This is a genomic window from Xenophilus sp. (assembly GCF_044462705.1).
Taxonomy (GTDB): Bacteria; Pseudomonadota; Gammaproteobacteria; order Burkholderiales; family Burkholderiaceae_C; genus Xenophilus; species Xenophilus azovorans.
The window spans coordinates 1-10,032 of record NZ_JBIQNC010000073.1 but is presented as its reverse complement, the minus strand read 5'-3'; the positions used below and the strand labels follow the sequence as shown (position 1 = coordinate 10,032).

10 protein-coding genes and 1 pseudogene are annotated in these 10,032 nt (G+C 69.4%); 7 read left to right on the top strand and 4 right to left on the bottom strand.

The window, feature by feature from the left end; genetic code table 11:
* The 4 genes and pseudogenes from ACIY1X_RS12770 to ACIY1X_RS12755 all read right to left on the bottom strand — a co-directional run.
* Positions 1 to 149, bottom strand: a pseudogene (locus tag ACIY1X_RS12770) (hypothetical protein); the annotation flags it as partial.
* A gap of 13 nt (positions 150 to 162) precedes the next feature.
* Positions 163 to 807, bottom strand: a complete 645-nt coding sequence (locus ACIY1X_RS12765) for a 2-dehydro-3-deoxy-6-phosphogalactonate aldolase (protein WP_399680955.1) — start codon at positions 805 to 807, stop codon at positions 163 to 165.
* 6 nt (positions 808 to 813) lie between these two features.
* Positions 814 to 1,701 carry a 2-dehydro-3-deoxygalactonokinase gene (locus ACIY1X_RS12760; protein ID WP_399680953.1) on the bottom strand — a complete coding sequence of 296 codons (888 nt, stop codon included), beginning with the start codon at positions 1,699 to 1,701 and terminating at the stop codon, positions 814 to 816.
* Positions 1,702 to 1,789: 88 nt separating this feature from the next.
* On the bottom strand, positions 1,790 to 3,532 hold the full coding sequence (locus ACIY1X_RS12755) for an IlvD/Edd family dehydratase (protein WP_399680952.1): 1,743 nt from the start codon (positions 3,530 to 3,532) through the stop codon (positions 1,790 to 1,792).
* A 149-nt stretch (positions 3,533 to 3,681) separates the two neighbouring features.
* On the opposite strand from ACIY1X_RS12755, the gene ACIY1X_RS12750 reads away from it, so the two are divergent.
* The 7 genes from ACIY1X_RS12750 to ACIY1X_RS12720 are packed head-to-tail and all read left to right on the top strand — an operon-like array spanning position 3,682 to position 9,963.
* Positions 3,682 to 4,662 (top strand): Bug family tripartite tricarboxylate transporter substrate binding protein, encoded by a 981-nt coding sequence (locus ACIY1X_RS12750; protein ID WP_399680950.1) that lies wholly within the window; start codon positions 3,682 to 3,684, stop codon positions 4,660 to 4,662.
* 28 nt (positions 4,663 to 4,690) lie between these two features.
* Positions 4,691 to 5,446 (top strand): FadR/GntR family transcriptional regulator, encoded by a 756-nt coding sequence (locus tag ACIY1X_RS12745; protein WP_399680948.1) that lies wholly within the window; start codon positions 4,691 to 4,693, stop codon positions 5,444 to 5,446.
* Positions 5,447 to 5,498: 52 nt separating this feature from the next.
* Complete coding sequence (locus tag ACIY1X_RS12740) at positions 5,499 to 6,053, top strand: TRAP transporter small permease (RefSeq protein ID WP_399680947.1); 555 nt, start codon at positions 5,499 to 5,501, stop codon at positions 6,051 to 6,053.
* Positions 6,050 to 7,351: a TRAP transporter large permease subunit gene (locus tag ACIY1X_RS12735; RefSeq protein WP_399680945.1), complete on the top strand. Its 1,302-nt coding sequence runs from the start codon at positions 6,050 to 6,052 to the stop codon at positions 7,349 to 7,351. Before ACIY1X_RS12740 ends, ACIY1X_RS12735 begins: the two co-directional genes overlap by 4 nt.
* A gap of 30 nt (positions 7,352 to 7,381) precedes the next feature.
* A complete protein-coding gene (locus ACIY1X_RS12730) occupies positions 7,382 to 8,389 on the top strand; it encodes a TRAP transporter substrate-binding protein (RefSeq protein WP_399680943.1) in 1,008 nt (335 codons plus the stop codon).
* Positions 8,390 to 8,404: 15 nt separating this feature from the next.
* A complete protein-coding gene (locus ACIY1X_RS12725; RefSeq protein ID WP_399680942.1) occupies positions 8,405 to 9,601 on the top strand; it encodes a mandelate racemase/muconate lactonizing enzyme family protein in 1,197 nt (398 codons plus the stop codon).
* Between the two features lie 35 nt (positions 9,602 to 9,636).
* Entirely contained in the window at positions 9,637 to 9,963 is a 327-nt protein-coding gene (locus ACIY1X_RS12720) for a DUF2200 domain-containing protein (RefSeq protein WP_399680940.1), read from the top strand.
* The last annotated feature ends 69 nt before the right edge of the window (positions 9,964 to 10,032 follow it).

The window sequence follows — 10,032 nt, the reverse complement described above, 5'->3', positions numbered from 1 at the left end:
AGCATGACGCTGAAATGGTTGCACACGCCTTCCTCCAGCCCGTGGTACGCGGCGGCGCGCAGGGCCAGCGACAGGTCGTCGCGCAGGCGGCGCACGGCGGGGCTGGCGTATTCGGCGTCGGGGGAGAGGGCGCGGGGCAGGGCGGACATGGGCTGTTCCTGTTCAGACCGTGGTGAAGCCGGCGTGGGCGGCGGCGAAGCGCTGCGCGTCCTCGCGCACGGCGGCGGCGTCCTTGCCCGGCTTGTACAGCGCCGAGCCGATGCCGAAGCCGGCCGCGCCGGCCCGGCGCCAGCCGGCCATCGACTCGGGCGTGATGCCGCCCACCGGCATCAGCGGCGTGCCGGCGGGCAGCACCGCCAGCATCGCCTTGAGCACGGCCGGCGAGGCGGCTTCGGCCGGAAAGAGCTTCAGCCCGTGCGCGCCGACCGCCAGGGCGGCGAAGGCCTCGGTGGGCGTGAACACGCCGGGCAGCGCGACCATGCCGAGCCGCACCGCCTCGCGCACCACTTCGGCATCGAAGTTCGGCGCCACCACCAGTTGTCCGCCGGCGGCATGGACCTCGCGCACCTGCTGTGCGCCCAGCACCGTGCCGGCGCCGACCAGCGCGGCGGGGCAGTGCGCGCGCAGCAGGGCGATGCTCTCCAGCGGCCGGGGCGAGTTCAGCGGCACTTCGAGCAGGCGGAAGCCGGCGCCCGTGATCGCGTCGCCGATGGCCGGCGCCTCGCCGGGCGCGAGGCCGCGCAGGATGGCGATGAGCGGCAGGGCCTGCATCGCGTCGCGGAAGGTGTCGAGGGCGGTGAGTGGCATGGCGGTTCAGGCAGGTATCGAACGGGCCCGGTGCAAGGCGTGCAGGCCGGCCCAGGTGGCTTCGGCACCGAGCACGCGCGGCCGCAGGCCGGCGGTGCCCAGGGCGAGGGCGTAGCGTCGCGTGAGGGCGGGCGCGCCGACGAGCACCAGTTCGCCCGCCTCGCGCAGCGGCTGCGAGCGCAGCTCCTCGCCGATCAGCACGCCCGAAAGGTAGCTGGCCAGCGCGGCGGCGTCGCGCCGGCCGAACAGCGCCAGGGTGCGCGCGCCGAAGGCGTCGTGCAGCAGGCCGCGGCCCTGCGCGGCGCGGGCCGCGCCGTCGAGGAAGGCGGCCTCGTCCAGCGGCGCCGCGGCATCCAGCGTGCGGGCGAGGATCGAATGCTGCGACAGCAGCGCATAGAACTCACCCGTCATGCAGGTGCGGAAACCCGTCACGCGGCCGCCCTGCACGCGGGCCCACTTGTTGTGGGTGCCGGGCAGCACGAACAACCCCTCGTCCAGTCCGGTGAGCTGCATCGCGCCGAGGATCTGCACCTCTTCGCCGCGCATCACGTCGGGCACGCCGTCGTGCTCGTCCGAGAGGCCCGGCACCATGGCGATGCGGCCCGCCTCGACCGGCACGATGCGCTGCGCGATCTCCGCGGCGCCGGCGGGGCAGGGGCAGTAGGGCGCCTCGATCCAGCCCTGCCGGCTGCCGGCCATGCCGCTGACGAGGGCCGTGCGGCCGGGGGGCGCCATCCAGTCCGCGAACAGCGACTCGAACGCTTCGGGGAACCCGCCCGGCGGCACGCTCAGGATGCCGCGCGCGGCACTGCGCTCCTCGATTACGCGGCCGTCGTCGGCGACCAGCGCGCCGCGCAGCGAGCTGGTGCCCCAGTCGACGGCGACGAAGCTCATGGGGTTGTGGCTCCGGCCCGGCGCTGACGCGCCTTCACGTCGCTTCGCGACATGAGCCTCGCCGCAATCATTGATGACGCTTGCGTCATCAATGATTGTCCCTCGGCACGAAGCTGCCGCGCTTGCCGCGCAGGAAGCCGAGGTCGGCGCCTTCGTCGGCCTGCAGCACGTTGTCCACGTACAGCTTCCAGTAGCCCGAATCGAGCGGCGGCCTGGGCGGCGTCCATTCGGCGCGGCGGCGCGCCAGCTCCTCGTCGCTCACGTGCAGGTGCAGGCGGCGGTTCGGCACGTCCAGCTCCACGATGTCGCCGTTCTTCACCAGCGCCAGCGGCCCGCCCGCCGCCGCCTCGGGCGCGGTGTGCAGCACCACGGTGCCGTAGGCGGTGCCGCTCATGCGCGCGTCGCTCACGCGGACCATGTCGGTGATGCCCTTGCGCAGCACCTTGGGCGGCAGCGGCATGTTGCCGGCCTCGGCCATGCCGGGGTAGCCCTTGGGGCCGCAGTTCTTCAGCACCATCACGCAGGTCTCGTCGATGTCGAGGTCCTCGTCGTCGATGCGCTTGTGCAGGTCGTCGGCGTTCTCGAACACCACGGCGCGGCCCTTGTGGACCAGCAGCTCGGGCGTGGCGGCGCTGGGCTTGATGATGGCGCCGTTGGGCGCGAGGTTGCCGCGCAGCACGCAGATGCCGGCCTTGTCCTTGAAGGGCTCGGCCAGCGGGCGGATCACCTGCGGGTTGTAGTTCTCCGCGTCCTTCACGTTCTCCCACACGGTCTGTCCGCTGGCGGTGATCAGGTCCTTGTGCAGCAGGTGCGCGATCTCCTTCATCACCACCGGCAGGCCGCCGGCGTAGCAGAAGTCCTCCATCAGGTGCTTGCCGGAGGGCTGCAGGTCCAGCAGGCAGGGCAGCTCGGAGCCGATGCGGTCGAAGTCGTCGAGCGTGAGGTCGATGCCCAGCCGGCCGGCGATGGCCAGCAGGTGGATCACGAGATTCGTCGAGCCGCCGATGGCGGCGTTGACCTTGATGACGTTCTCCATCGCCTCGCGCGTGACGATCCTCGACATCACCAGGTCCTCGTGCACCATGTCGACGATGCGCCGCCCGGCCATGCGCGCCAGCACGTTGCGGCGGCCATCGACGGCGGGGTAGGCCGCGTTGCCGGGCAGCCCGATGCCGATGGACTCGACCATGCTCGCCATGGTGCTGGCGGTGCCCATCGTCATGCAGTGGCCGTGGCTGCGGTGCATGCAGCTCTCGGCCTCGAAGAAGTCCTGCAGCTTCAGCGTGCCGGCGCGCACCATCTCGCTCATCTGCCACACGCCGGTGCCCGAGCCCAGCTCCTGCCCGCGCCACTTGCCGCTGAGCATGGGGCCGCCGGAGACGCCGATGGTCGGCAGGTCGACGCTGGCCGCGCCCATCATCAGCGCGGGTGTGGTCTTGTCGCAGCCCATCAGCAGCACCACGCCGTCGAGCGGGTTGGCGCGGATGCTTTCCTCCACGTCCATGCTGGCGAGGTTGCGGTACAGCATGGCGGTGGGGCGCAGCAGCGTCTCGCCCAGCGACATGACGGGGAACTCGAGCGGGAAGCCGCCGGCCTCGTACACGCCGATCTTCACCTGCTCGGCCAGCGTGCGGAAGTGCGAGTTGCAGGGCGTCAGCTCGCTGAAGGTGTTGCAGATGCCGATGACCGGCCGGCCGTCGAACTGGTCGTGCGGCACGCCCTTGCCCTTGACCCAGCTGCGGTAGATGAAGCCGTCGCGGTCGGTGCGGCCCCACCACTGCTGGCTGCGCAGTTCGTGCGGGGGCTTCTTCTTGCGGGGGGCGTCGCTCATGGTGTCTCCGTTGCGCGAGGAGGGGGCTCGCTGCGGCCGGCTCAGGGTTTTTCCTCTGAATCCGCTGCGTTTCAATCATCATATGATAAGAACAAGCATCGACGCGGCGCCTAGGGTTTTCGAGCGCCGCACACCGGAGACACGCACGCATGAAGAGCACCATCCCGCGCATCTCGCGCCGCCACGTCGTCCAGGGCCTGGGCGCGGCACTGCTGCCGCTGCCGCACGCCTTCGCGCAGGCGGCCGACTACCCGGCCAAGCCCATCGAGCTGGTGGTGCCGGCCTCGGCCGGCGGCGGCACCGATGCGCTGGCGCGCGGCTTTGCGGAAGTCATCAAGAAGTACCTGCCGCAGCCGATGGTGGTCAACGACAAGCCGGGCGCCAGCGGCGTCATCGGCATGACCGACGTGCTCAACGCGCGGCCCGACGGCTACAAGGTCGGCATGATCATTGCCGAGCTGGTGATCCTGCCGCACCTGGGGCTGGCCAAGTTCACCTACGAGGGCTTCGCGCCGGTGGCGCGGCTCAACGGCGATCCCTCCGCCATCACGGTGCGCGCCGACGCGCCGTGGAACACCATCGAGGAATTCCTCGCCGCGGCGAAGGCGAAGCCGGGCACCGTCACCATGGGCAACTCCGGCAACGGCTCCATCTGGCACCTGGCCGCGGTGGGCCTGGAGGACAAGGTGGGCGTGAAGTTCAACCACGTGCCCTTCCAGGGCGCGGCGCCGGGCGTGGTGGCGCTGCTGGGCGGGCAGATCGATGCGGTGGCCGTCAGCCCCGGCGAGGTGGCCACGCACGTGCAGGCCGGCAAGATGAAGATGCTGGCGGTGATGGCCGACCAGCGCGTGCCGGCCTTCGACAAGGTGCCCACGCTCAAGGAGCGCGGCATCGACCTGAGCATCGGCACCTGGCGCGGCCTGGCGCTGCCCAAGGGCACGCCGCCCGAGGTGGTGAACGTGCTGCGCGAGGCCACACGCAAGGCCGCGCAGGACCCGGCGCTGCGCGAGACGCTGGACAAGCTCATCCTGGGCTTCGCCTACCTGGACGCGCCCGAGTTCGGCCAGGCCATGGCGCGCGACCACGCGTACTTCAAGCAGCTCGTCGCCAAGGTCGGCATCAAGCCCTGAGCGGCGAAGAGCGTTCCCCGCGCGGCGCATGGCAACCATCAAGAACGTCCACGGCAACACGGTGGACCGCATCGGCGGGGACATCGTGGCCGGCCGCTATGCGCCGGGCAGCGCCATCCCGCCGGAGCCGCTGCTGTGCGAGGAGCTGGGCGTGAGCCGCACGGTGGTGCGCGAGGCCGTCAAGTCGCTGGTCGCCAAGGGGCTGGTCAGCACCGGCCCCAAGGTGGGCACGCGGGTGCTGCCGGCCGACCAGTGGAACTGGTTCGACGCCGATGTCATCGTCTGGCAGACGCGGGTGGGCCTGTCGCGCGACTTCCTGCGCGACCTGCAGGACCTGCGGCGCGCCGTCGAGCCGGCTGCGGTGCGGCTGGCCGCCGAGCGTGCCACGCCCGAGGACATCGCCGGCATGGAGGCCGCCTACGCGCTGATGAAGCACGCCATCGAGTTCGGCGGCGACTACGTCACGCCCGACCTGCGCTTCCACCAGGGCCTGATCGCCGCCAGCCACAACCGCATGCTGGTGCAGATGAGCCGCGCGCTGGCGGCGCTGCTGCGCACCAGCTTCGAGATCTCCACCCGCCGCAAGGACGGGCCGGCAAGTTCGCTGCCGCTGCACCGCGCGGTGCTCGACGCGGTCATCGCCCGCAAGCCCGAGCAGGCCGAGAAGGCGATCCGCGTGCTGATCGACGGCGCGCGCGAGGACATCGAGACCGTGCTCACCTCGGGCAAGCGCATCCCGCAGATCCATGCGCCGCCGCGGCGCATCAAGGCCGCGGCGGTGTAGCGCCCGGCCGTTGCGCGGATCACACAACAACAGATCAAGGAGAGACGAGCCCATGAAAGGCGTGATCGACGCATTCTTCCGGCTGCTGGAGTTCCTGGTGGTCGCGTGCATGGTGGCCATGGTGGTCATGGTCTTCGGCAACGTGGTGCTGCGCTACGGCTTCAACTCCGGCATCACCGTCTCGGACGAGATGTCGCGCTACTGCTTCATCTGGCTGACCTACATCGGCGCCATGGTGGCGATGCGCGACGGCGCCCACCTGGGCGTGGACACGATGATCCGCCACCTGCCGAGGCTGGGCCGCAAAGCCTGCTTCTTCATCAACCAAGTGCTCATGCTGTTCTGCAACGTGCTGTTCTTCATGGGCACTTTCGAGATGCACGAGTTGCAGCGCACCAACATCTCGCCGGTGGTCGGCATCTCCATGATCTGGGTCTACGGCATCGGCTACATCGTGTCTGTGGTCATGGGCGTGATGAACCTGCACCGCCTGTGGCTGCTGTTCACCGACCGCCTGAGCGACGAGCAGCTGGTGCAGGTGATGGAGTCGGAAGACAACGCCACCGAGGTGAGCGCGCCCGCGTCCGCACCGGGGAGCGCGCGATGACCGTCACGATCTTCGTGGTCTCGCTGCTGGCCGCCATGGCCATCGGCATGCCCATTGCCTACGCGCTGCTGGTGTGCGGCGTCTCGCTGATGGGCTGGCTGGCCTTCAACGGCGTGCTGCCGGCCTTCGACAGCCAGATCATCGCGCAGCGCTTCGTCGACGGCGCCGACAACTTCCCGCTGCTGGCCGTGCCCTTCTTCCTGCTGGCGGGTGAATTCATGAACGCGGGCGGCCTCTCCCGGCGCATCGTCGAGATGGCCGTGGCCTGGGTGGGGCACTTCCGCGGCGGCCTGGGCTACGTGGCCGTGATGGCGGCCATCATCATGGCGGCGATCTCCGGCTCGGCCGTGGCCGACACGGCGGCCCTGGCCGCGCTGCTCATCCCCATGATGAACCGCGCGGGCTACGACACCAAGCGCTCGGCCGGCCTGATCGCCGCGGGCGGCATCATCGCGCCGGTCATCCCGCCGTCCATCGGCCTCATCGTCTTCGGCGTGGCGGCCAACGTGTCGATCACCAAGCTCTTCCTGGCCGGCATCGTGCCGGGCGTGCTGATGGGGCTGGCGATCGGCGTGACCTGGTGGGTGGTGGCCCGGCGCGACAAGGTGCAGCCCGCGCCGCGCGTGCCGTGGGGCGAGCGGTTGCGCGTCACGCTGCGCGGCAGCCTGGCGCTGTTCCTGCCGGTGCTGATCATCGGCGGCATGAAGATGGGCCTGTTCACCCCCACCGAGGCCGCCGTGGTCGCCGCCGTCTATGCGCTGGTGGTGGGCATGCTCGTCTACGGCGAGCTCAAGGTGTCGATGCTCTACCGCCTCACGCTGGCGGCGGGCAAGACCACGGCGGTGGTCATGTTCCTGGTCGCGGCGGCCATGGTCAGCGCCTGGCTCATCACGGTGGCCGACATCCCGGGCGAGGTGGCCAGGATGCTCGAGCCCTTCATGGACAACCGCATGCTGCTGATGTTCGTGATCATGGTGCTCATCGTGATCGTGGGCACCGCGCTGGACTTCACGCCCACGGTGCTGATCCTCACGCCGGTGCTGATGCCGGTGGTGCTCAAGGCGGGCATCGACCCGGTCTACTTCGGCGTGATGTTCATCATCAACAACGCCATCGGCCTGATCACGCCGCCGGTGGGCACGGTGCTCAACGTGGTGTGCGGCGTCTCGCGCATCACGATGGACGACGCCTTCAAGGGCGTGATGCCCTTCTTCATCGCGCACCTGTTCGTTCTTTTCCTGATGGTCCTGTTCCCGCAGATCGTGACCGTTCCGCTCTCGTGGTGGATGGCGCGGTAGTTCCCACCCCCGCAAGCAAGGAGACAAGAGATGTTGAACCGCAGAACCTTCACGGCCGCCGTGGCCGGCTCGGGCCTCGCGCTGGGCATGCCCGCACTGGCCCAGTTCAGCGAACGGACGATCAAGTTCACCAACGGCGTGAACGAGGACCACCCGGTCGGCGTCGGCGTCAAGAAGATGCAGGAGATCCTGGCCGCCAAGACCGGCGGCAAGATGAAGATCGCGGCCTTCTGGGGCGGCGCGGCGGGCGGCGACCTGCAGGCCACCCAGGCGCTGCGCGCGGGCACGCAGGAGATGGTGTGCACCTCCAGCTCGCCGCTGGTGGGCATCGTCAAGGAGCTGGGCGTGTTCGACCTGCCCTTCCTTTTCAACAACGAGAAGGAGGCCGACGCCGTGCTCGACGGCCCGGCCGGCGAGTACTTCAACAAGAAGCTGGAAGCCGCGGGCCTGGTCAACCTGGCCTACTGGGAGAACGGCTTCCGCAACCTGACCAACAGCAAGCGCCCGATCCACAAGGTGGAGGACTTCGACGGCGTGAAGGTGCGGGTGATGCAGAACAACATCTTCCTGGACTCCTTCAAGACCCTGGGCACCAACGCCGTGCCGATGGCCTTCGGCGAGGTGTTCACGGCGCTGGAGACGCACACCATCGACGGCCAGGAGAACCCCTTCGTCACCATCGAGACCTCCAAGTTCTTCGAGGTGCAGAAGTACCTGAGCGTGACGCGCCACGCCTACACGCCCTTCCTGGTGCTCTACAGCAAGAAGCTGTGGGACCAGCTCAAGCCCGAGGAGCAGGCCCTGCTGCGCGAAGCGGCCAAGGAAGGGCAGAAGGTGCAGCGCCAGGCCAACCGCGACCTCAACGCCAAGTCGCTGGAGACGCTGAAGAAGTCGCTGCAGGTCAACGAGATCTCGGCCGCCGAGCAGAAGCGCATGTTCGAAAAGGTCAAGCCGGTGTACGACAAGAACATCCCCACCATCGGCGCCGAGGCGGTGCAGGTGGTGATGGACGAGCTGAAGAAGGTCCGCGGCGGCTGACGGCGGAGCCCGCCCATGAAGATCACGCGGCTCGAAACCGTCCGGCTCGGCGAGTTCCCCAACATCCTGTGGGTGCGGCTGCACACCGACGAGGGGCTGGTCGGGCTGGGCGAGACCTTCATGGGCGCCGCCGCGGTGGAGGCGTACCTGCACGAGTGGGCGGCGCCCCGGCTGCTGGGCGCCGACCCGCTGGCCATCGAGGCCCGGGCGCGCGACCTCACCGGCTACCTGGGCTGGCGCGGCTCGGGCGTGGAGACGCGCGGCAACTCGGCCGTCGACATCGCGCTGTGGGACCTGTTCGGCAAGGCCGCCGGCATGCCCGTGTGCACGGCGCTGGGCGGCGCCAGCCGCGACGCCATCCGCATCTACAACACCTGCGCCGGCTACCAGTACGTGCGCAGCACCGCCAACCAGAGCAGCTCCAACTGGGGCCTGGGCAACGGCGCCGGCCCCTACGAGGACCTGCAGGGCTTCCTGCATCATGCCGACGAGCTGGCCGAGTCGCTTTTGTCCGAAGGCATCACGGCCATGAAGATCTGGCCCTTCGACCTCGCGGCGGAGAAGAGCCACGGCCAGTACATCAGCAACGCCGACCTCGACGCCGCGCTGGAGCCCTTCCGCAAGATCCGCGGCGCGGTGGGGCGGCAGATGGACATCATGGTCGAGTTCCACAGCCTGTGGCGGCTGCCGATGGCGCAGAAGATCGCCCGCGCGCTGCAGGAGTTCGACACCTTCTGGCACGAGGACGCGATCCGCATGGACAGCCTCGACCTGCTCAGGCAGTACGCCGTCGACTGCAAGGCGCTGGTCTGCGCCAGCGAGACGCTGGCGTACAAGTGGGGCTTCAAGGACTACCTGCAGACCGGTGTGGCCGGCGTGGCGATGCTCGACCTGAGCTGGTGCGGCGGCCTGACCGAGGCGCGCAAGATCGCCGCGATGGCCGATGCCTGGCAACTGCCGGTCGCGCCGCACGACTGCACCGGGCCGGTGGTGTGGGCCGCCTCCACGCACCTGAGCCTGCATGCGCCCAACGCGCTGGTGCAGGAGAGCGTGCGGGCCTTCTACACCGGCTGGTACAAGGAGCTGGTGACCGAACTGCCCATCGTGGAGCAGGGAATGATCCGCCTGAACGGCAAGCCGGGGCTGGGGCTGGAACTGCTGCCCGACCTGCACCGGCGCGACGATGCGACGGTGCGGGTGTCGCGCGGCTGAGGGCGGCGACAGTGTCGAGACCGCCGATCTTTGGCATGCCGTTCGCGAAGGTCTATCCGCTGTACGTCCAGAAGGCCGAGCGCAAACAGCGGACGAAAGCGGAGGTGGATCAGATCATCCGCTGGCTGACCGGCTATGGCCAGGCGGGCCTGCAGCGGCAGATTGACCGCGGGCGCGATGTCGAGACCTTCTTCGCACAGGCTCCGGCCGTGAATCCGAACGCGGCCCTGATCAAGGGCGTCGTCTGCGGTGTGCGTGTCGAGGAGGTGGACGACCCGTTGATGCAGAGGATCCGCTGGTTGGACAAGCTGATCGACGAGTTGGCGAAGGGGAGGGCGATGGAGAAGATCCTGCGCCGATAGACCGGGCGCGCGCCGCTCAGGCCTTGATCGCGATGTCCGGGTCTTCCGCCCGCCGCGCGCTGCTGTGCG

Bases quoted from the DNA above. Each gene is read 5' to 3' on its own strand.
- ACIY1X_RS12750 (WP_399680950.1), top strand. From the start codon at position 3,682: ATGAAGAGCACCATCCCGCGCATCTCGCGCCGCCACGTCGTCCAGGGC.
- ACIY1X_RS12730 (WP_399680943.1), top strand. From the start codon at position 7,382: ATGTTGAACCGCAGAACCTTCACGGCCGCCGTGGCCGGCTCGGGCCTC.
- ACIY1X_RS12735 (WP_399680945.1), top strand. From the start codon at position 6,050: ATGACCGTCACGATCTTCGTGGTCTCGCTGCTGGCCGCCATGGCCATC.
- ACIY1X_RS12765 (WP_399680955.1), bottom strand. From the start codon at position 807: ATGCCACTCACCGCCCTCGACACCTTCCGCGACGCGATGCAGGCCCTG.
- ACIY1X_RS12725 (WP_399680942.1), top strand. From the start codon at position 8,405: ATGAAGATCACGCGGCTCGAAACCGTCCGGCTCGGCGAGTTCCCCAAC.
- ACIY1X_RS12745 (WP_399680948.1), top strand. From the start codon at position 4,691: ATGGCAACCATCAAGAACGTCCACGGCAACACGGTGGACCGCATCGGC.
- ACIY1X_RS12720 (WP_399680940.1), top strand. From the start codon at position 9,637: ATGCCGTTCGCGAAGGTCTATCCGCTGTACGTCCAGAAGGCCGAGCGC.
- ACIY1X_RS12740 (WP_399680947.1), top strand. From the start codon at position 5,499: ATGAAAGGCGTGATCGACGCATTCTTCCGGCTGCTGGAGTTCCTGGTG.
- ACIY1X_RS12755 (WP_399680952.1), bottom strand. From the start codon at position 3,532: ATGAGCGACGCCCCCCGCAAGAAGAAGCCCCCGCACGAACTGCGCAGC.
- ACIY1X_RS12760 (WP_399680953.1), bottom strand. From the start codon at position 1,701: ATGAGCTTCGTCGCCGTCGACTGGGGCACCAGCTCGCTGCGCGGCGCG.